At 66.3% G+C, this 21,520-nt stretch carries 16 protein-coding genes and 1 pseudogene; 7 read left to right on the top strand and 10 right to left on the bottom strand.

Annotated elements, in window-relative coordinates; translation table 11 throughout:
• Positions 1-4: 4 nt before the first annotated feature.
• Both ACT6UX_RS11165 and ACT6UX_RS11160 read left to right on the top strand, forming a co-directional pair.
• Entirely contained in the window at positions 5-2,464 is a 2,460-nt protein-coding gene (locus ACT6UX_RS11165; RefSeq protein ID WP_444775224.1) for a TonB-dependent siderophore receptor, read from the top strand.
• Between the two features lie 172 nt (positions 2,465-2,636).
• Entirely contained in the window at positions 2,637-4,187 is a 1,551-nt protein-coding gene (locus ACT6UX_RS11160; protein WP_444775223.1) for a PepSY-associated TM helix domain-containing protein, read from the top strand.
• 10 nt (positions 4,188-4,197) lie between these two features.
• On the opposite strand, the gene ACT6UX_RS11155 is transcribed toward ACT6UX_RS11160, so the two are convergent.
• The 9 genes and pseudogenes from ACT6UX_RS11155 to ACT6UX_RS11115 form a co-directional block, all read right to left on the bottom strand.
• Positions 4,198-4,485 (bottom strand): vitamin B12 dependent-methionine synthase activation domain-containing protein, encoded by a 288-nt coding sequence (locus ACT6UX_RS11155; protein ID WP_444775222.1) that lies wholly within the window; start codon positions 4,483-4,485, stop codon positions 4,198-4,200.
• 7 nt (positions 4,486-4,492) lie between these two features.
• Positions 4,493-5,476: an ABC transporter ATP-binding protein gene (locus tag ACT6UX_RS11150; protein ID WP_444775221.1), complete on the bottom strand. Its 984-nt coding sequence runs from the start codon at positions 5,474-5,476 to the stop codon at positions 4,493-4,495.
• Positions 5,473-6,480, bottom strand: a complete 1,008-nt coding sequence (locus ACT6UX_RS11145) for an ABC transporter ATP-binding protein (RefSeq protein WP_444775220.1) — start codon at positions 6,478-6,480, stop codon at positions 5,473-5,475. The genes ACT6UX_RS11150 and ACT6UX_RS11145 overlap by 4 nt, the downstream gene beginning before the upstream one ends.
• A 9-nt stretch (positions 6,481-6,489) precedes the next feature.
• Entirely contained in the window at positions 6,490-7,386 is an 897-nt protein-coding gene (locus ACT6UX_RS11140; RefSeq protein WP_444775219.1) for an ABC transporter permease, read from the bottom strand.
• A gap of 1 nt (position 7,387) precedes the next feature.
• Positions 7,388-8,335, bottom strand: a complete 948-nt coding sequence (locus ACT6UX_RS11135; RefSeq protein ID WP_444775218.1) for an ABC transporter permease — start codon at positions 8,333-8,335, stop codon at positions 7,388-7,390.
• Entirely contained in the window at positions 8,335-9,924 is a 1,590-nt protein-coding gene (locus tag ACT6UX_RS11130) for an ABC transporter substrate-binding protein (protein ID WP_444775217.1), read from the bottom strand. Before ACT6UX_RS11130 ends, ACT6UX_RS11135 begins: the two co-directional genes overlap by 1 nt.
• Positions 9,925-10,445: 521 nt before the next feature.
• Positions 10,446-14,152: pseudogene (gene metH / locus ACT6UX_RS11125) on the bottom strand (methionine synthase).
• Between the two features lie 11 nt (positions 14,153-14,163).
• Positions 14,164-15,090 carry a methylenetetrahydrofolate reductase [NAD(P)H] gene (gene metF / locus ACT6UX_RS11120; RefSeq protein WP_444775216.1) on the bottom strand — a complete coding sequence of 309 codons (927 nt, stop codon included), beginning with the start codon at positions 15,088-15,090 and terminating at the stop codon, positions 14,164-14,166.
• Entirely contained in the window at positions 15,087-16,067 is a 981-nt protein-coding gene (locus ACT6UX_RS11115; protein WP_444775215.1) for an ArsR/SmtB family transcription factor, read from the bottom strand. The genes metF and ACT6UX_RS11115 overlap by 4 nt, the downstream gene beginning before the upstream one ends.
• Positions 16,068-16,308: 241 nt before the next feature.
• Here ACT6UX_RS11115 and ACT6UX_RS11110 point away from each other — a divergent pair, with 241 nt between their 5' ends.
• From ACT6UX_RS11110 to ACT6UX_RS11090, 5 genes are all read left to right on the top strand, one after another.
• Positions 16,309-17,103: an MlaA family lipoprotein gene (locus tag ACT6UX_RS11110; RefSeq protein WP_444775214.1), complete on the top strand. Its 795-nt coding sequence runs from the start codon at positions 16,309-16,311 to the stop codon at positions 17,101-17,103.
• 81 nt (positions 17,104-17,184) lie between these two features.
• Positions 17,185-17,781 (top strand): MlaC/ttg2D family ABC transporter substrate-binding protein, encoded by a 597-nt coding sequence (locus tag ACT6UX_RS11105; protein ID WP_444775213.1) that lies wholly within the window; start codon positions 17,185-17,187, stop codon positions 17,779-17,781.
• 102 nt (positions 17,782-17,883) lie between these two features.
• The gene (gene cysE, locus ACT6UX_RS11100) at positions 17,884-18,708 is read left to right on the top strand and encodes a serine O-acetyltransferase (protein WP_444775212.1); all 825 of its coding nucleotides are present in this window, start codon (positions 17,884-17,886) and stop codon (positions 18,706-18,708) included.
• A 57-nt stretch (positions 18,709-18,765) separates the two neighbouring features.
• Positions 18,766-19,590 carry a sugar phosphate isomerase/epimerase family protein gene (locus ACT6UX_RS11095; RefSeq protein WP_444775211.1) on the top strand — a complete coding sequence of 275 codons (825 nt, stop codon included), beginning with the start codon at positions 18,766-18,768 and terminating at the stop codon, positions 19,588-19,590.
• 246 nt (positions 19,591-19,836) lie between these two features.
• Positions 19,837-20,364 carry a hypothetical protein gene (locus tag ACT6UX_RS11090; RefSeq protein WP_444775210.1) on the top strand — a complete coding sequence of 176 codons (528 nt, stop codon included), beginning with the start codon at positions 19,837-19,839 and terminating at the stop codon, positions 20,362-20,364.
• Here ACT6UX_RS11090 and ACT6UX_RS11085 read toward each other — a convergent pair.
• Entirely contained in the window at positions 20,361-21,461 is a 1,101-nt protein-coding gene (locus ACT6UX_RS11085) for an NAD(P)/FAD-dependent oxidoreductase (protein ID WP_444775209.1), read from the bottom strand. The two genes, ACT6UX_RS11090 and ACT6UX_RS11085, sit on opposite strands and share 4 nt — an antisense overlap.
• Positions 21,462-21,520 lie beyond the last annotated feature (59 nt).

Raw genomic sequence — 21,520 nt, 5'->3', positions numbered from 1 at the left:
TACGATGGCGGTTGTCGGGGGACGGGCCAGGCAGGCCCTGCAGGGCGTTGCATTGGCACTGGCGACGGTGACGGTTGTGGGCGGTGAGGCGTCTGCTCAATCCGAACCCGGTATCGGCATCGCCCAGGCGCAACAACGCAGCTTCGATATCCCGCCGCAGCCGCTTGCCGGCGCGCTCGCCGCGTTCGGCCAGCAGTCGGGCATGCAGGTCTCGATCAGCGCCGGTCTCGCCCAGGGTGTCTCCTCGCCGGGCGCAAGCGGTGCGCTGACGCCGGCGCAGGCGCTCGACCGGCTGCTGGCCGGCACGGGCATCACCTATCGCGTGACAGGCAATACCGCGATGTTGCAGCGCCTTGCCGATAGCGAATCCGGGGCGCTGCAACTCGACCCGGTCCAGGTACAGGGCGTGGCGGTGCCGCCGCAGGCCATCATCGACAACCTGCCGCTGCCATATGCCGGTGGACAGGTGGCGACCGGCGGCCAACTCGGGCTGCTCGGCAATCGCGACGTAATGGACACGCCGTTCAACCAGACGAGTTACACCGCGAAGAAGGCGCAGGACCAGCAGGCCAAGACGATCGTCGACATTCTGGCCGACGATCCTTCGGTGCGAAGTTCGCGCAGCAATTTCAATGTGGGTACCGAGGGACTGCGCATCAGGGGATTTGCCGTCGATCCCCTGGGCTGGTCCTATGGTGGACTGTACGGCGTGCTGCCGGGCTTTTCGCCGATGGCCGAGTTGGCGGAGCATGTCGAGGTCCTGAAAGGACCGAGCGTCATGCTGAACGGCGTGCCGCCAACCGGCGATATTGGCGGTACGGTCAACGTGGTTCCCAAGCGCGCGCCTGCGGCGCCGCTCACGGAGGCGACGGCGAACTACATCTCGGCCGGCCAGCTCGGCGGACATGTCGACTTCGCCCGCCGCTTCGGCGAGGACAAGCAGTTCGGCGTCCGCGCCAACGGGGTGTTCCGGGCAGGCCAGACGGAGCTGCAGTACAATTCCGAGCAAAGGGGCCTCGCGACGCTCGGCGTCGACTATCGCGGCGAGCGCGTCCGGCTTTCGGGCGACTTCGGATTCCAGTCGCAATACATGGCCGGAGCTTCTCCCTACCTCGGCCTCGCCGACGGCGTGGCCCTGCCGGGCGCACCGAGTGCGCGCACCAATCCGACGGCGCAGCCTTGGGGATATGTCGAGCGCAAGGACGTGTTCGGGGCGGCCCGCGCGGAAGCCGATCTCATCGAAAACGTCACGGCCTATGTCGCGGCCGGCGCCCGCGACACCCGCTTCAGGGGCATGTATTCCGTCCTGACGACGATCACGAATTTCGACGGAGACGCCACCGCCGCCGCGCCGTTCAACTTCACCGCCTATAAGTCGACCTTCACGGCAACCGCCGGCGTCCGCGCGGTGGTTGATACAGGTCCCATCAACCATCAGTTCGCCGTCTCCGCGACGACCTTTGCGCAGGAGGAAGGCCAGGACACGATCGTTCATGGGGCAGGCTTCACCACCAACATCTACAATCCCACGACGATCGCCCGACCGGATATCGCGACACCGGCGCCGCACAAGACCTCGACATCCCGTCTCACCAGCATCGGCATCGCCGATACCCTTTCCGGCGCCAACGGCCGCGTACAGCTCACCGTCGGTGGCCGTTTCCAGCGGGTCGAAGCAGCGAACTTCAATGTCGTGAGCGGCGCGCAGACGTCGAGCTACGATCAGAGCGCGTTCAGCCCCTCGGTGGCGCTGGTCGTCAAGCCGTTCTGGGAGAACGTCTCCTTCTATGCCAATTTCATCCAGGGCCTGCAGCAGGGCGCCGTGGTTCCGCAGCCTTTCGTGAATGCCGGCGAGATCTTCCCACCCTACCAGTCCACGCAATACGAAGCCGGCATCAAGGTCGACTGGGGCAAGCTCACCACGACCGCCAGCTTCTTTCAGATCTCGCAGCCGAGCATTCTCACCAACGTCGCGACCAACACGCAGTATCTGGGCGGCGAGCAGGTCAACCAGGGCTTCGAGCTGAACTTCTTCGGCGAAGTGACCGAGGGCTTCCGCGTGCTCGGCGGCGCGATGCTGCTCAACGCCGTGCTGACCAAGACGCAGGGCGGGCTGACCGACGGCTGGATCGCGCCATTCTCGCCAGGGGCGCAGTTCAACATCGGCGGCGAATGGGATCTGCCCTATGTGAGGGGACTCACGCTGACGGGGCGGGCGACCTACACCGGCTCCCAGTTCATCGATACGCTGTCGCCGCGCCGCAGCCTTCCCGAGTGGACCCGCCTCGATCTCGGCGCTCGCTACGCGTTCGAGAATCCGGGAGCCAAGGGCAAGCTGCTGGTCGTCAGGTTCAATGTCGAGAATGTGCTCGATTCCAATTATTGGGCCGGCGGCACGAACTCTTCCCTGATGTACCTCGGCGCGCCCCGCACCTTCAGGCTGGCGATGACGGCGGACTTCTGAGGCGAACTCTAAGGCCGCAGGACGACAGATCAGGATGCCACCCGAGAGTGAATCATCGCTCACTCGAAAAATTGGGCGCCCCGGCGGGAAAAACGTCCGTCCCAATCGTCTTATGTAGGGCAGTACGGGGAGCAGTCATTGCGGGCGCGTGCAAATTTGACGGAAAACTGACGTGGAGCCGACATTTCGCGCGTCCATGAACTGGCTCCATACTTGGGTGGGAGTCGCCCTGGGCGGGCTCCTGTTCGCCATCTTCTGGATGGGGACCCTCTCGGTCTTCGACCGGGAGATCGACCTGTGGATGAAGCCGAGCACGCGGGTGGAAGCGGTACAGGCCCTCTCGGTCGATGCGGTTGCCGGTGAGCTGAAGCCCCTCGTCGGCGACACGGTCCAGTGGTTCATGCGTTTTCCGACGGAACGGGAGCCGGCCGTGCGCATCGGTTACCGCGGGACGAGCGGACCCTTCATCCAGCGGGATCTCGATCCCGCGACCCTGAAAGTGCTGCCGGAGGGTGGCACACTGGCCGGGACGCGGTTCATTTTCCCGTTTCATTATAGTCTGAATGTCAGCCTCTGGTCGCTCGGCTACTGGATCGTCGGGATGGCGGCCATGGCAATGCTGGCGCTCTGCGTGTCGGGCGTCGTCATCCACCGCAAGATCTTCGCGGAATTCTTCACCTTCCGGGTCGACAAGAAGCCGAGGCGCCTCGTGCTCGATCTGCACAATGCCGCGGGCGTGCTCGGCCTGCCCTTTCATTTCATCATCTCACTGTCGGGCCTGATCATCTTCTTCTCGATCTACTTCCCGTCGACCACGGACCTCGCCTATGGCGGCGATCGGCGGAGCTTCAATCAGGAAGCGTTCGGGAATTTCAGTCGCCCGAAGGCCAACGCGCCGGCCGCAACCGCGGTCTCGCTCGATAGCCTGGTTCTCGAGGCTTCGCGTTTGTGGGACGGTGGACAGCCGTTCTTCGTCCGCGTGTGGCACCCTGGTAACGCAAACTCGTATGTCGAGATCCGCCGATCATACGACGACGCCGCGACCATGAATCTCGATCTCGTTTACTTCGACGCGGCCACGGGAGCGTTGCTGTACGAGTTCAAGGCGGCGCCGGTTCTGAGTGCGCAGCGATTCATCTCGGGGCTGCACTTCATCCAGTTCCGTCATTGGACGTTGCGCTGGGTCTATTTCGGTCTGGGCCTGCTGGGATGCCTGCTGATCGCGACAGGTTATCTCTTCTGGCTCGAATCGCGACGGACCAAGCACGAGCGGCTCGGGATGCGTGGCGTGCGCGTGGTCGAGGGAATCGTCGGCGGTTCGGTGACCGGCATCATCGTCGCCACGCTGGCCTTCTTCGTCGTCAACCGCCTGTTGCCCCTTGGGGCAGCATTCCTGGGGGAGGACCGGGCGGCGCTGGAGGTCTGGACCTTCTATATCGTCTGGCTGGCCACCTTTGCCCATGCCTGGCTGCGACCGGGCAAGGCATGGCTCGAACAGGGCAGTATGATCGCAGCCTTGGCCGTCGCCGCCGTCATCCTCAACTGGATCACGACCGGCCATCATCTCGCCACGAGCCTCGCGACGGCCCATCTGAGGGCCATCGCCGGCATGGACCTGCTGCTCCTGGCGGCCGCTGTGATCGCCGCATGGGCGGCATTGCGGCTTGCGAGGACGGCCAGACGGCGAGCGCCGACGATGCCGGGACCGTTGAAAGCCCTCTAGTACCCGATGTTCAGACGCAGCCGGCGCTCCGCCTGCTCGATCGAGACGCCGCGGCGCCTGGAATAGTCCTCGACCTGATGCGGGCGACGCCGAAATTCCGCCCGTCTGGATGGGCAAAGTAATAGCCCGAGAATGCCGGCGTTCTGGCCGGCGTTCGGCAGCCGGAACAGTTCGGGCTTCTGGCTGTGGTCGGGGCAGGCGGATAGCCCGGCGCGGCGCGGATGCCGCGATACTTCTCGCGCATCAACACCTCGTTGGAGAGCGCCTCTTCGGGCGCGGCGTAACCGTAGGAATCCACTACCGCGTCAATCGATCAGCGGGTGGAGGCAGGCGACTTCGCGGTTGGCGCGTGTCGGGGCGAGCGGTGGCTCGTGCGTGCGGCAGTCCTGTGCCGCCCGGGGACAGCGGCTGGCGAACCGGCAGCCCGGCGGCAGGTCGATCGGGCTCGGAATCTCGCCCGGCAATGTCTCGGCAATCGGCTCGAAAAAGCGGGGAGAGGCGTTGAGGAGCGCCCTCGTGTAGGGATGCAGCGGGTGCCGCAGCACCTCCTTCGTCGGGCCGGTCTCGACGATCCGGCCGAGATACATCACCGCAATCCGGCGGCACAGATAGCTCGCGACCGCCAGGTCATGGGTGATGAACATCAGCGTCAGCCCCATCTCGTGCTGCAGGCCGCGCAGGAGGTTGAGGAGTTGTGCCTGGGTCGACACGTCGAGGCCCGAGACCGCCTCGTCGGCCACGATCACCTTGGGTTCCGAGGCCAGGGCGCGAGCGATCGCGACGCGTCGCACCTGGCCGCCCGACAGCTGGCCTGGAAAGCGGTCGGCCATGTCGCCGGGCATGCCGACACGGGAGAGCAGAGCGGCGACGCGGTCGCGCAGCTCCGACTCCGGGCAGAGCGCGTGCTGGCGGATGGGCTCGCCGATCAGGTCGAGCGCCTTGAGCCGTGGATTCAGCGAGGCGCGCGCATCCTGGTAGATCATGGCGACGTCGCGCTGGAATGAGCGCCGCTTGTCGTCCGTCAGGTTCTCGATGTCGTCGCCGCGATAGAGCGCACGGCCGTCGCTGCTCTCGGTCAATCCGAGCAAGACGCGCAACAGGGTCGACTTGCCTGAACCACTCTCGCCGACCAGCGCGACGCTGTCGCCCGTCCGTACCGTAAGCCGGATACCGTCGAGGGCCGCCAACCGCCGCGGCGGGCGTCGGCCGAGGCCCGACCAGCCGCCGCGATCGACCCGGTAGACCTTCTCGACGTCGAGCAGGCGGAAGATGGGCGCGGCGTCGTTCATCCCGGATGCCAGCAAGCGATGTCGCGGCCCTCCAGCGAACGAAGCGGCGGGGTTTGACTGGTGCACAGGGCGGTGGCGCGGGGGCAACGCGGCGCGAAGCGGCAGCCCGCCGGCATGGCCCCGATCGCCGGGAGGCCGCCTTCCGGCGGCGTCAGCGTCTCGGTGTCGAGTTCGATCACGCAGGATTTGAGCGCGTTGGTATAGGGATGCAGCGAACGCCGCAGGACGTTCTCGGTCGGTCCGGCCTCGACCACCTGGCCGGCATAGAGCACGACGATGCGATCGCACACCTGCGAGGCCAGTGCCAGGTCGTGCAGAACGAAGATGCAGCTCGCGTTACGCGCGCGGACCTGGCTCAGGATGAGTTGCATGATCTGCGCCTGGATGGTGACGTCGAGCGCACTGGTCGGCTCATCGGCGAGCAGCAGTTCGGGATTGCAGGCAAGCGCGATGGCGATCATTACCCGCTGCTGCATGCCGCCCGAGAGTTCGTGCGGAAAGGCGGCGAGCCTGGCCTCGGCGTCGTTGAGACCCGCACTCTCCAGCAGCTCGATCGAGCGCCGCCGGGTCGCCGCACGATCGAAACCAAGCAGGCGGCGAAGCGGGTCGCCGAGCTGGCGGCCGACGGTGAAACAGGGGTTCAGCGCCGATGCCGGATCCTGAAAGATCATGGCGATCCGCCGGCCGCGCAGGGTCGCCCACCCGGCCTCCGGCTCGGCGAGCAGGTTCTCGTGCTCGGCAAATTGCATGCGCCCGTCGAGGGTCACCGCCGGAGGACGAAGCAGACCCATCGCGACCAACGCGATCGTGGATTTCCCTGCGCCGGATTCGCCGACCAGACCCAGTGTCTCGCCGCGGCCGAGGTCGAAGCTGACGCAATCGAGCACCGAATTTCCGTTGCGGGCAAGCGAGATGTCGGCGAGGGACAACAGGAGGTCGCGGTGGCGGGGCAGGGGCAGGACGTTGTCCCCTCGTGGCTCGGTCCGTCGCGCGGATTGAGTCATCTCCCAGGCCTACCGGTTTGCCCGCAGCCTGGGATCGAACTGCTCGCGGACGCCGTCGCCGACGATGCTGAGGGAGATCAGCAGGAGGGCCAGGGCGGCGCCCGGCACGCCGGAGATCCATGGCACGATGCTTATGAAGGCGCGGCCTTCGGAGATCATCAACCCCCAGTCGGGTGCCGGCGGCACCACACCCAGGCCGAGAAAGGACAAAGCTGAGGAAACGAGAATCGCTTCGGCAATCCGGATCGTCGCCTGGACGGCGAGGGGAAAGATCACGTTCGGCAGGATGTGGCGCCAGATGATGCGCAGCCGGTCCACCCCCATCAGCCCGGCCGCCTCGACGAAGGCCTGCGCGCGGACCTGGAGGACGTCGGCCCGCACCGTGCGGGCAAAGGGGCCGATCATGGCGAAGCCGACGGCATAGATGACCTTGTCGATACCCGGCCCGAGGATGGAGATGAAGGCGATCGCCATGATCAGCGACGGCAGTGCCAGGATCGCGTCGACGAACCGCATCAGGCCCCATTCGACAGCGCCGTGCGTCAATCCGGCGGCGAGTCCGATCGTTAGTCCGCCTGCGGCACCGATGGCGACCGAGGAGAAACCGATCAGGAAGACATAGCGGGTGCCGAAAATGACACGCGACAGCAGATCCTGGCCGAAGGAATCGGTGCCGCACCAATGGGCGGCGCTCGGCGGCGCCATCAGGGCATCGGGATCCTGGAAGTTCGGCGCATAGGGCGCCACCCACGGCGCGAAGATCGCGGCGAACAGGAATGCCAGGGAAACCACGGTGGCGATGACGAAGAAGGGCCGCGCATCAAGCTGGTGGGCGAGGAAGCGCGGCACAGTCGGCCCGCGCAGGCGCACGCCGCGATCCGCCCCGGAGAGATCGCGGATGGCCATGTCAGCGCGGCCTCAGGCGCGGATCGAGCACGGGATAGGAGAGATCGACCGCGAGGTTGGTGAAGATGACCAGGCAACCGGTCATCATCACGCCGGCTTGCACCACCATGTATTCGCGGTTCAGCACGGCATCGGTGATCATGCGCCCGACACCGGGAAGCGAGAACACCGTCTCGGTCAGGACGGCGCCGTGCAGCAGCGCGCCGAGCTGGAGTCCGACGATGGTGGCCAGCGGCACCAGCACATTGCGCATGCCGTGCACCCAGGTGATGCGCCAGGCCGGCTCGCCTCGCGCTCGGGCGGCCGCAATGTAGGGTTGCTCCAGCACCTCGACGAGATTGGCGCGGGTGATGCGCACGATCAGCGCCATGAAGGGCGTGCTGAGCGTGATGGCCGGCAGCACGAGGTGATAGGCGCCGCCCCAGAAGTCCTGCCAGGGCGCGACGAAACCCATGGTTGGAAACAGACCGAAGGCGACGCCGAAGATCCAGATCAGCAGAATGCCGAGATAGAAGCTGGGGAACGCCGATCCGGTCAGCGAGAAGGCCGCTGCCGCGGCATCCCAGGCGGAGTCCTTCCGGACAGCCGAAAGTACGCCGAGCGGGACGCCGATCAGGAGGGCGAGGCCCAGCGCCGCCGCCGACAAGGTGAGCGTGACGGGAAGGGCCTCGACGAAGGCATACTCGAAGATCGGCGTCCGGCTTACGAAGGATGTCCCCCAATCGCCTCTGACGAATCGTCCGAGCCAGTCGACGTATTGCTCCGGCAGAGATCGGTCGAGGCCGAGCTGGACCATCAGCGACTGATGCGATTCTTTCGAATAGTCGTCGCCGAGCATCAACTCGACCGGATCGCCCGGCGCCAGTTTCAGCAGGCTGAAGCTGGCGGCCGAAACGATCAGCAGGACGGCGGCGGTCTGCAAGACCTTCGCCAGCGTCCAGCGCAGCATCAGAAGCTCACGGTGTGCAGATCGAGGCTGTCCACGGGGATGTATTTGAAGCCCTTGACCTTCTTGCTGAGGATCTTGAACTCCGGCATGTGCGTCAGGATCGCCATCGGCGCCTCGTCCATGAGGATGTCCTCGGCCTTGACGTAGAGGTCGCGCCGGGTCTTCACGTCAAGGACGACCTGCGCCTGCTCGACCAGCTTGTCGAACGCGGGGCTCGACCAGCCCGAGAAATTCCAGGCGTTGCCCGTATGCCATTCCGGAAAGATCGTCTCGTCGGGATCGAGGTCGGCCGTCCAGGTCATATCCAGCATGTCGAATTCGCCGGCGTTGCGGCGGCTGATCCAGGCTGCACGTTCGACTAGCTCGAGCTTGGCCTTGATGCCGATTTTGTCCAGCATCGGCACGATGGTCTGCGCCACGCGCGTGCCGTACGAGCCCTGCTCGGACGTCAGGATGACGACCTCGATCGTGCCCTGTGTCTTCGCTTTGGCGCGGAATGCCTTGGCCTTCTCCAGATCGAAGAACTGGCCGCGGCCGCTCTTGGCGATGTTCTTGTCGAAGAAACCGGTCATGGGCGGGGAAATCGGCGTGTAGGCCGCAATGCCGATACCGAAGAACGCCTGCTTGATCAGCGCCTCGCGGTCGATCGCGAAGCCGACCGCGCGGCGCACGTTCATGTCGTCGAACGGGGCACGGCGGCAGTTCATGGCCATCAGCGAGTAGTTGCCTTCGATCTCGCCGTAGACCGTCAGGTTCTTGTTCGCCTTGAGCTGGCTGATGAACTGCAGCGGGCTGTTGCTCATCGCGTCGACGCGGCCGGCCAGCATCGCCGCCACGGCGCTCGATGCCTCCTTCATGATGAGGAAGGTGGCCCGGTCGAGCTTGGGCAGGCCAGGCTCGAAATAGTCGGGGTTCTTCTCGAGAACGATCGAGTCGTTTTCCTTCCAGCTCACGAACTTGAACGGCCCGGTACCTACCGGATTGCGGCCGAAGTCCTTGCCGTACTTCTCGATCGCCTTGCGTGGCACGATCGTGCCGGCGCGGCCCGTGCTGCCGGTCAGCGCAACCGGCAGGAAGGCATACGGCTTCTTGAAGTTAAGCTTCACGGTCAGAGGGTCGACGATTTCGACGCTCTCGAGATAGTCATACTTCCAAGCATGCGGCGACTTGGGCGTGCCGCGCCAGACGCGCTCGACGCTCCATTTCACCGCCTCGGCGTCGCAGATCTCGCCATCGTGGAACTTGACGCCCTTGCGCAGCTTGAACAGGTGGGTCTTTTCGTCGAGCAGGGTCCACGACTCCGCGAGGTCGGGCACGAACGACACCTTTTCGCCATCGTACTCGACCTTCAGCAGGCCGTTGTAGATGTTGTTATGGATCTTGATGGCACCCAGGTAGCCGGTGAAATGCGGATCGAGCGTGTCGACGAAGTCGATCCAGGCGAGCTTGATGTGCCCGCCCTCGGCAGCGCGGGCGACGGCGGGAAGACCTGCGGCCGCGGCGGTTGCGCCGGCCCCCTGGAGCAGGCGACGGCGACCGAAGCGCGCCGCCAGTGTATTGGCCAACATCTGTTTGTGATCAATCGCCATCTGGACACCTTCGTTCCGCGATGAGGTCGAAGTTGGCTCTGCAGTTCTCGTGCCACGTGTGGAATCGCGGCGGTTGTGGCGAATCGAGGATCATCCCGGAGATGATTGCGTTTACGAAGTGTGCACTCGGCGCACGATTGACCGACAATTAGTCAACTGGCGGTCGTCTGCCGATTTTACAGATCCGTGTCTGCCTCATCCTGGCGGACCGCCGTGTACAACACCGAGCGCCACGGCGACGATTTTTGTCAGGCTCGGCGGCGCCCGCCCGCTCAGCGCCGTGCGGGATGCTGCCTGCGCATGCGTGGCACAGGCGCGCTAGTCGATGTCGCGTCATCACGAGGTGATCTTGGCGAAGTTCGACATCAGTGCGACGACGACCATGATCGGTATGGCTTCGTGCGGGCCGAATGCCAGGATCATATCGGAGCAGGATGATGGCGGCACCGGTGCCGACGATGCCGCTCCCCATGTCGGCCGCGAAGCCGACAATGAACACGAGGACGTAGATCGGGAGCGGATCAGTACCCGATGTTCGGACGCAGCCAGCGCTCGGCCTGCTCGATCGAGACGCCGCGGCGCCTGGCATAATCCTCGACCTGGTCCTTGCCGATACGCGCGACGCCGAAATACTGCGCGTCGGGATGGGCGAAGTAGTAGCCCGAGACAGCCGAGGTCGGGATCATCGCGAAGCTCTCGGTAAGCTGGATGCCGGCGTTCTGGCCGGCGTTGAGCAGTCGGAACAGTTCGGGCTTCTGGCTGTGGTCGGGGCAGGCGGGATAGCCCGGCGCCGGGCGGATGCCGCGATACTTCTCGCGCACCAGCTCCTCGTTGGAGAGCGCCTCCTCCGGCGCATAGCCCCACAGGGTCTTGCGCACGCGCTCATGCAGGCGCTCGGCGAAGGCCTCCGCGAGACGATCGGCCAGCGCCTTCAGCAGGATGTCCGAATAGTCGTCGTGGTCGGCCTTGAAGCGGGCGAGATGCTCCTCGATGCCGTGGCCGGCGGTGACCGCGAAGCCGCCGATCCAGTCGGCCTCGGGCGAGACGAAGTCGGCCAGGCACATGTTGGCGCGGGGGGCCCGTTTCTCGATCTGCTGACGCAGGAAGAAGAGCCGCGAGATTTCCTTGGTGCGCGTCTCGTCGCTGTAGAGCACCACGTCGTCGCCCTCGCGGCGGCACGGCCAGAAGGCGACCACGCCCTTGGCCGTCAGCCACTTCTCGCGCACGATCAGGTCGAGCATCTTGCGCGCATCGGCGTAGAGTTTCCTGGCGCTGTCGCCGACCACGGGATCCTCGAGGATGGCGGGATAGTTGCCGGCCAGTTCCCAGGCACGGAAGAACGGCGTCCAGTCGATGCGCTCGACCAGCTCGTGCAGCGGATACTCGGCAAAGACGCGCGTGCCGGTGATGGCGGGCTTGGGCGCCGCGTAGGCCGACCAGTCGATCTTGAAGTCGTTGGCGCGTGCCGTCTCGAGCGCGATCACCTTCTCCTTTGTGCCGCCCGCGCGTTCTACGCGAATCGCCTCGTACTCGGCCGCGACCTTGATGGCGAAGTCCTCGGCCTGCGAGCCCGACTCGGAAACGAGCGCCGAGCAGACGCCGACGGCGCGCGACGCGTCGAGCACGTGCACGGTGGTGCCGTTGTAACGCGGCGCGATGCGAAGTGCCGTGTGCACTTTCGAGGTCGTGGCGCCGCCGATCAGCAGCGGCAGGTTCATGCCCTGCCGCGTCATCTCCTCGGCCACCGTCACCATCTCGTCGAGCGACGGCGTGATCAGGCCGGAGAGGCCGATGATGTCGGCCTTGTTGTCGTTGGCGCTCTTCAGGATGTCCTGGAACGGCACCATGACGCCGAGATCGATGACCTCGAAATTATTGCACTGCAGGACCACGCCGACGATGTTCTTGCCGATGTCGTGGACGTCGCCCTTGACCGTCGCCATGACGATCTTGCCCTTGGGGCGCGAACCCGCCGTCTTCTGCGCCTCGATGTAGGGCAGCAGATGGGCCACCGCCTTCTTCATGACGCGCGCGCTCTTCACCACCTGCGGCAGGAACATCTTGCCGGCGCCGAACAGGTCGCCGACCACGTTCATGCCGGCCATCAGCGGGCCCTCGATCACCTCGATCGGCCGCGCGATCTGCAGCCGCGCCTCCTCGGTGTCGGCGACGACGAACTGGTCCATGCCCTTGACCAGCGCATGCTCCAGACGCTTCTCGACCGGCCAGCTGCGCCACTCGGCGTCCTGCGTCTCGGCGACCTCGCCGGTGCCCTTGTATTTGGGCGCCAGTTCGAGCAGTCGCTCGGTGGCCTCTGGGTTTCGATTGAGGATCACGTCCTCGCACGCGTCGCGGAGTTCCTGCGGGATCTGATCGTAGACTTCGAGCTGTCCGGCATTGACGATGCCCATGTCCATGCCCGCCTGGATGGCGTGGTAGAGGAACACCGAGTGCATCGCCTTGCGCACCGGCTCGTTGCCGCGGAAGGCGAAGGAGAGGTTGGAGACGCCGCCGGAAATCTTGGCGGCGGGGCAGCGCTTCTTGATCTCGCGCGTCGCCTCGATGAAATCGACGCCGTAGTTGTTGTGCTCCTCGATGCCGGTCGCCACGGCAAAGACGTTGGGATCGAAGATGATGTCCTCGGCCGGGAAACCCACCTGGTTCACCAGGATGTCGTAGGCCCGGGCGCAGATCTCGACCTTGCGCTCCTTGGTGTCGGCCTGGCCCTTCTCGTCGAAGGCCATGACCACGACCGCGGCGCCGTAGCGGCGGACCTTGCGGGCATGGGCGATGAAGGGCTCGATGCCCTCCTTCATGGAGATCGAGTTCACGATCGGCTTGCCGGCGACGCACTTGAGGCCGGCCTCGATCACGCTCCACTTGGAGCTGTCGATCATGATCGGCACGCGGGCGATGTCGGGCTCGGCGGCGATCAGCTTCAGGAACGTGTCCATCGCCAGCTCGGCATCGAGCAGGCCTTCGTCCATGTTGATGTCGATGATCTGCGCGCCGCTCTCGACCTGCTGGCGCGCGACCTCGATGGCGGCCGTGTAGTCGCCTTCGAGGATCAGCTTCTTGAACCTGGCCGAGCCCGTGACGTTGGTGCGCTCGCCGATGTTGATGAACATCGCGCGGGAGGGGGGCTTGCTGTCGATATCGATATCCTGAGCCATCAGAAGAAACTCGCCGGTTCCATGCCACTGAGACGCAGCGCGGGTGGCAGGACATGCCAGGTGCGCGGCGTGATGCCTTTGACCGCCTCGGCGATCGCCTTGATGTGGGCGGGCGTCGTGCCGCAGCAGCCGCCGACCACGTTGATCCAGCCGTTCTCGGCCCAGCCCTTGACCAGCTTGCCGGTCATTTCCGGCGGCTCGTCATAGGCGCCGAGCTCGTTCGGCAGCCCGGCGTTGGGATAGATGCACAGCATGCTGTCGACCTGCGGGTTCAGCGCCTGCACGTAGGGATGGAGCTCGGTCGCGCCGAAGCTGCAGTTCAGCCCCATGGTGATCGGCTTGGCGTGCCGCACCGAATGCCAGAAGGCCTCGACCGTCTGGCCCGAGAGGTTGCGGCCGGCCAGGTCGGTGAGCGTCATCGACACCATCACCGGAAGCACCTCGCCGCGCGCCTCGCCCGCCTCATCGACGGCGACGAGGGCGGCCTTGGCGTTCAACGTGTCGAACACCGTCTCGACCAGGATGAAATCGACACCGCCGTCGAGCAGCCCGTCGATCTGCTCGCGATACATGTCCTTCACCTCGTCGAAGGTGACGGCGCGGAAGCCGGGGTCGCTGACCTTGGGCGATACCGAGAGCGTCTTGTTGGTCGGTCCCAGCGCGCCCGCGACGAAGCGCGGCTTTGAAGGATCGCGCGCCGTGGCGGCATCGGCGCAGGCGCGCGTCAGCTTCGCCGCGGCGACGTTGATCTCGCGCGCCATGCCGGTGATGCCGTAGTCGGAGAGGCTGATCGAGTTCGAATTGAACGTGTTGGTCGCCACGATGTCGGCGCCGGCATCGAGATAGGCGTTGCAGATCTCGCCCACCACGTCGGGACGCGTCAGGTTCAGCAGGTCGTTGTTGCCCTTCTGGTCGTGGTTGAAGGTACGGCCGCCGCGGAACCCTTCCTCGTCGAGCTTGTAGCTCTGGATCATCGAGCCGTAGGGCCCATCCTTGATCAGGATGCGCTGCGAGCCGATCTCGCGCAGCTGCTCGGCCTTCTCCTCGCGGGTCATCGCTTGATCGGTCACTTGGGGCGCACTCCCAGCAGGTGGCAGATCGCAAAGGTGAGATCGGCCCGGTTCAGCGTATAGAAATGGAACTGCTCCACGCCCTCGTCGCGCAGCCGGCGGCAGAGGTCGCCGGCCACGGTGGCGGCGATCATGCGGCGCGTCTCGAGATCGTCGTCGAGCCCGTCGAACATGTTGCAGAACCACGGCGGCACTTTGGACCCGCAGAGGCCGGCGATGCGATTCACGGCCTGGAAGTTCGACACCGGCATGATGCCGGGCACGATCGGCACGTTGATGCCCGCCGCTGCCGCACGGTCGCGGAAGCGCAGGAAATCCTCGGCCTCGAAGAAGAACTGCGTGATGCAGCGGTCGGCGCCCGCATCGACCTTGGCCTTCAGGTTATCGAGGTCGGCCTTCTCGTCCGCCGAAGCGGGGTGCTTCTCGGGATAGCCCGCGACGCTGATCTGGAAGTTGCCGATCTTCTTCAGGCCCGCGACCAGCGCCGCCGCGTTGGCGTAGCCGCCCGGATGCGGTGTGTACTGGCCGCCCATGCCGCCCGGCGGGTCGCCGCGCAGCGCCACGATGTGGCGGATGCCGGCATCCCAGTAGGCGCGGGCGATGTCGTCGATCTCGCCCTGCGTGGCGGCGACGCAGGTGAGATGCGCGGCGGCATCGATGCCGGTCTCGGTCTTGAGGCGCGCGACCGTGTCATGCGTGCGCTGCCGCGTTGATCCGCCGGCGCCGTAGGTCACCGAGAAGAAGGAGGGATGGAGCGGCGTCAGGCGCTTCACCGTCTCCCACAGCGTCTGCTCGGCGGCGTCGGTGCGGGGCGGCGAGAACTCGAAGGATACGGCGAGCCGCTGCGGCGCGCGGGCGGGAAATTCGGTCGCGCTCCCCGTGGAACTGAGGGGACTGCCGATCGGACCGGTATCGGGGCTCATCGTGATTCTCCATGGGCGGAAATGGCCGCAGGCCGCGGGGTGGCGCGTGCCGGCAGCTCGCGCTCGCCACGCCAGATGCCCGTCATCAGGCGGCGGCCGGGAAAGTGGATGGGTTCGAGCGGCGTGAGGCCGGCGCTGCGCAGCCAGCCCTGCACCTGATTGTCGGCGAACCCCAGATGGACGTGGGCATGCTCGCGCTTCAGCTCGACCAGGTCGTGCGGCGAGAAGTCGACGACGAGGACCGAGCCGCCGGGCTTCACGACGCGCGCCGCCTCGGCCAGCGCCGCGGCGGGGTCGTCGGCATAGTGCAACACGTGGTGGATCGTCACGACGTCGAAACTGTCGGACTCGAAGGGCAGGGCGTACATGTCGCCCTGGCGGATATCGGCATTGTCGATGCCGGCACGCGCCAGGTTGGCACGGGCCAGTGCCAGCATCTCGCGGCTCTGGTCGACGCCGATCGCCTGCTCGACCTTGGGTGCCAGCACCTCCAGCAGCCGGCCGGTGCCGGTGCCGACGTCGAGCAGCCGGCGGGCGCCGAGCGGCAGGTGATGGCTGAGCGCCCGCTCGATCTCGCGGTCGGCGACGTGGAGGGCGCGCAGCTCGTCCCAGCGCTGGGCATTGTCGCGGAAGAAGCGGGCGGCCGCGGTCTGGCGGCGCTGCTGGACGGCATCGAGCCGAGCCCGGTCGGTCGCGATCCGGGGATGCTTGGGGTCGAGGCGGCGCACGAATTCGCGCACCAGGGCGGCATCCTCGCCGCCGCTGGTCAGGCGGAAGCGGGTGAACTGAGCCTCGCGGAAGCGCTCCAGCAGACCGGCCTCGACCAGCAGTTTCAGGTGCCGGGAGACGCGCGGCTGGCTCTGTCCCAGCACGTTCACATAGTCGCTGACCGTCAGATCCTCGCGTGCGGCCAGCGCCAGGATGCGCAGCCGCGTATCCTCGGCGGCGGCTCGCAGCAGGGTGAGGAGGTGTTCCATGGAAAGAATGATATAAGCATATCTTTATGTATGCAATGATTTGTTGTGGTGTGGGTTGTGGCGCCTGAAACACAAGAAACAAAGGAAAGCCGAGGCCGGCAGGAATGGGCCCGGAATTGCTTCAAACCACAGCGTCCCTGTGCAACACTCCGCGCGGTGCGACGAATGACCGTCGCGTCACGCTTTTTGGCCCGGCGTCCCGGGTCAGCGGAACGATCCGGGGTCGGCGTTGATGATCGGTGTGACGAGAGCCATTGCTGCCAGCCTTCGCCGCTCTGTGGTCGCGGTCGCCCTTGCCGGCACGGTGCTCGGAGGCTGCGCCTCCGGAGATACGGGCACCGCGGAGGTCTGGGATCCGATGGAGACCCCGAACCGCTTCATCTTCTCGATCAACCGCGCCGTCGACATTATCGCGTTGCGCCCGCTGGCGGTCATGTATCGCGATCTGGTGCCCGACCGGGCACAGACGGGCGTGCGCAACGTGCTCGACAATCTCGGCGAGCCGGTGACGGCCATTAACGAGGTCTTCCAGGGTGATCCCAATCGCGCCGCGACGACAATGGCGCGCTTTCTGGTGAATTCGACCATCGGCGTCGCCGGCATCTTCGACGTGGCCTCAAGCTTTGGCCTCGAGCGCACCAAGGAGGATTTCGGCAAGACGATCGGCCTGTGGGCCGGCGTCGAGCCGGAGAATGGCGGCTTCTATCTGATGCTGCCGGCCTATGGACCGTCCAATGCACGTGACGCCACCGGCCTGATGATGGATTACCTGGTCGATCCGTTCCGCATTCTGACTTTCAACCTCGCCATCGACTGGGACGTCTGGCAGATCGGTCGCTACGGCCTCAACGCCATCGATTACCGCTCCCGCACCATCTTCGCGCTCGACGATCTCGAGAAGAACAGCGTCGACTATTACGCGGCGCTGCGTTCGGCCTACACGCAGAATCGTGCCGACCAGATCCGCGAGAAGCGCGAGAAGACCAACGCCCGCGCCGAGCTGGAGCGTCGCGACAACCTGGCACTGGTCCGCTAGCGCAACGCACCCGGCGGAGGGTGCGTTGATCGGGCGTCCGCGCTAAAACGCTTCCCCCAAAATTCGTCAAAGGAGTGCACGGTGCCGAAGCTCGCCTCTCGTCGTGTCGTGTTGCAGCTTGCCGCCACTGCCGCGATGGTCGCCGCCGTTCCCATGGTTCGGCCGGCGCTCGCCGCGGACCCCGCACAGCTCGTGCAGAACACTGCGCAACAGGTCATCGAGATCGTGAAGACCAAGACCGGAGCCGATCGTCAGGCCGCGATCCTGAGCGTTCTCCAGACCAGCTTCGACATGCCGGCCATGGCGCGTTCGGCGCTGGGCACCCATTGGAACCAGGCGACCGAGAGCGAGCGCGCGCGCTTCCAGAAGGCCGTCGCCACCGCCGAGGCCAAGGCCTACAGCGAGCGCTTCGGCCAGTATGGCGGCCAGACCCTGACCATCGGCAAGCTAACGCCGCGCGCCAACGGCGTGACGATCGTCGACAGCCGTCTGAACCAGGCGACCGGCCAGCCGATCAAGCTTGAGTGGGAAGTCCGCAACGACCGCATCACCGACGTGAAGGTCGAGGGCGTCAGCATGGTCATGACTAGACGTTCGGATTTCAATTCCTACATCCAGAACAACGGCGGCAAGGTCGAGCCGCTGGTCCGGGAACTGGAAGCCCGCGCGGCTCGCTAGCCCGGATTGCACGCCTGAGGCGCGCGGCGTAGTCTTCCCTCAGGGAGGCGAGCAGCGCTCCGTAAGCGTCGCAGGGGCGGAAGCGGAGCGGAGGAGAGCGCCATGGACAGCGCAATTGCAAAGAACCCGGCTGAACTGCGGTCTGCCGATCTGAGGTCGGTCGACCCGGTGTGGGACCGGATTCGCGAGGCCGCGCAGTCGGCCGCCGCCGCCGAGCCTGTTCTCGCGGGAACCCTGCATGCCACGATCCTGAGCCAGCCGCGCTTCGAAAGCGCGCTCAGCTATCATCTGGCGCGGCTCGTCGGCACCACCGAGGTGCCGGCTGCGCTGATCCGCCAGACCTTCGACGAGGCCCTCGCGGCCGACCCCGACATTGGCCTTGCCGCCCGTGCAGACATCGTGGCCGTCGCCGACCGCGATCCGGCTTGCACCTCCCATCTCGATCCACTGCTCTGGTTCAAGGGCTATCACGCGCTGCAGACCTACCGGGCGTCGCACTGGCTGTGGGCGCAGGGGAGGCGCACGCTTGCCCACTTCCTGCAGAGCCGGTCGAGTTCGCTGTTCGCCCTCGACATCCATCCCGGCGCGGTGATCGGCAAGAGTATCTTCATCGACCACGGCACCGGTGTCGTCATCGGCGAGACCGCCGTCGTCGAGGATGGCGTCTCCATGCTGCATGGTGTGACCCTGGGCGGCACCGGCAAGGAGCGCGGCGATCGCCATCCCAAGGTGCGGCGCGGCGTGCTGCTGGGCGCTGGTGCCAAGGTACTGGGCAACATCGAGATCGGCGCCTGTGCAAAGATCGCCGCCGGCAGCGTCGTGCTCGACCCCGTCCCGGCCGGCTGCACCGCCGCCGGCGTCCCCGCCCGTATCATCGGCTGCGTCGACGTCCCGGAACCGGCGCTCGACATGGATCATCGTATCTAGTCATGGCCGCTTGAGCCTCTGTCCCCGCCGTCCATAATCAGACGGGGGGATCAGATCATGCATCACGAGTTCCGCGGCCTCGCGCTTCATCTCTGGACGGTCGACACGACGCCATTCGACGAGGCGCTGGCCGCTGCTAAAACCGGTGGCTTCGAGGCGGTCGAGTTGCGCCGCGTCGATTTCGAGCGGGCCGGAAAGAGCGGACTGTCGAACACCGAGATTCTGGGGCGTGTGCGGGCGAGCGGGCTTCGCGTCAGTGCCGTCGGCTGCGAGTATGGCTGGACCTTCGCGGCCGAGGCGGATCGCGAGCGGCTGTTCGCCTCGCTGGAGCAGGCCTGCGAGCGCGCGGTCATGCTCGATTGCCCGACGGTGATGAGCGGCATCGGGCCCGGTTCGGCGTCGCTGGAGGAGGGCGTCGCCAACATCCGGCGTGCCGGCGAGATCGTGGCACGCCACGGGCTTCGGCTCGCCCTCGAATACCAGTTCCAGCATCCGATCGTAAGCCGCCTCGAAATCCTGCGCGAGTTGATTGCCAAAACTGGACAGAAACACGTGGGGCTACTGCTCGACGCCTATCACCTGCAGCGGGGCGGCCGCCCCGGACGCGGCTTCGAGGACGTGCCGGGCGCGGAGATCTTCTACGTGCAGTACAGCGACGTGCCCGATGCGCCGCCCAATGCCGTGCCGCCGGTCGACCGCCTGCCGCCGGGGCAGGGCGTGGTGCGCTGGAGCGAGCTGTTCCAGCTTCTTGGCGAGAAAGGCTACGAAGGCTGGCTGAGCTACGAGGCACCCAATCCCGCGCACTGGACTTCACCGGCTGTGGAGGTCGCGCGCGAGGGCGCGACGGCGACGCGGCGCGCCCTCGCGGCGGCCTTCGCCTGATCCGCCTGCGACCAGTGGCGGGATGGATGGCGCGGGCCGGACGCGCTACGTGTTCGCTCGATGGCGCAGAAGAAGAAGTCCCCGAGCAAGCCGAGGAAGAGCGCTTCTTCAGGCGCGAAGCCCCCTTCTTCCGGCGTCAGGCCGCCCGCGTCAGGTCCGAAGCCGAGAACCCGTAAGCCGGCAACCCGGGCCTCGGCGCCGCGGCCGCTGCCGCCGCCGACCACGACCCTGCAGCAGGAATTGCGCATGATGGCGCACAGCGGTGTCGAAACCCTGCAGAGCCTGATCGTGTTCCTGGCGGTCGTGGTGGTGATCGTGGCGGCCGGGATCGGCGCCTGGGCGATCCGGCCGGTGCCGAGCTATGCATCGGAAGAGCAGAAGGCCGGCTCGCCCTTCGACGCGACCTTCACCGCCGAGAACCCCAGTCCCTGGTTTTCGATGAAGGGCCTGAAATTCTCCTGCGTGCTCGATTACGTGCGCGCCTCGGGCCGCGAGCCGACCCTGATCGAGGCGACGGACGTGCGCTTTCCCGCGGGCTCGGCCGGCGAACTGAAGCCCGGCGAGCAGGCGACCTTCAAGTGTCCGTTCCGCGCCCTGTTCGGCCTGCCGCCGCTCAACGAGGACTACGGCGTGGTGCAGCGCTCGCAGATCTACTTCCACGCCTCCTACGACCTGCCGTTCATCGGCACGATCCGGCTGAGCGACAACAGCGTGCCGTTCGTTCTCAACACGAGGCTCTTGCCGCCGCGCTGGACGAGCCGGCCGGAGGGTTAACGCAGCCCCGCGAAAGCCTTCATCCGACCCGGCGCGAAGTGCCTCAGTGGGATATGGCGCGTCGTGCCATCGAGAATCAGTTCGGCCATCGCCTCCCCGGTCGCGGGCGCGTTGAGCATGCCCCAGACGCTGTGGCCGCTCGCGACCCAGGCGTTGGCGACTCCGGGCACGGTGCCGATCAGCGGCAAGCCGTCCTCGGTGACGGGCCGGAAGCAGGCCTGGCGTGCCACGATGGGCGCCGCGGCGAGGGCCGGGGAGACGGCGCGGCACAGCGCTTCCAGCCGTTCATGTGCGCCCGCGTCGCCGGCGATGTCGGCCGGATCGACCGGTAGCGACGCGGTACTCGAGACCGCGCAGGCCCAGGCCGTGCCGTCGGCCCGCGCAAAGATCTCGGGCGTCAGCGTCTCGCCGCTCGCCTCCTCGTATTCGAGGAACAGCGCTTCGGCCGGGATCGCATCGCCGGTCCGGAAGACCAGACTGTGGCCCTTGAACCCGTACACGGCCGGCAGCGGCAGCCAGCGCGAGGCGAGGATCGACCACGGGCCCATCGCGATGACGACGCCGTCGCCTTCGACGGCTTCGCCGCTTTCGAGCGTGACCCCGCCGATCGTACCGGACGTGGTCTTCAGCAATCCCGCGACGGTGCCGCACCGCAGTTCGGCGCCGTTCGCTTCGGCAGCTCGCATCAAACCTGTCGTGAAGGCACGCGGCTCGACCAGGGCTGTCGTCTCGGGCGAACCGATCTGGCCCGTCAGTGTCACGTCGGCCGACAGCCACGGCCGTCCGGCAGTCCCGTGGGCGCGACGCCCCTCTGCGGCGTGTCCGGCAAAGGTCGTGAGCCGTCTGTAGCCCCACGGATTGCCAAGCTCGTCGGCCAGGCTCGCATGCAGGGCGAAGCTGCGGCGCGCCAGCCGGTCGAGTGCCGTGCCCTGGCACCAGTCGAGCGCCAGGAAGCCGCCCGATTTGCCCGAGGCGGCGCCGCCGACTTCGTGGCGCTCGACTACAACCGGTCGCGCCCCACGGCGGCTCAGGAAGTAGGCGATGGCGACACCGATGGCGCCGCCGCCGCAGATGACGATCCGTTTGTCGCTGTTCATGTCCGTTAAACCCGAGCCGCCTCTGGAGGCTGCGCCGCCGGTGCAATATGTTGCGGAGA

This window comes from Reyranella sp., from assembly GCF_052439685.1.
Classification (GTDB): domain Bacteria; phylum Pseudomonadota; class Alphaproteobacteria; order Reyranellales; family Reyranellaceae; genus Reyranella.
Note: the sequence above shows the minus strand (reverse complement) of the source record. Positions and strands in the feature narration are given on the sequence as shown.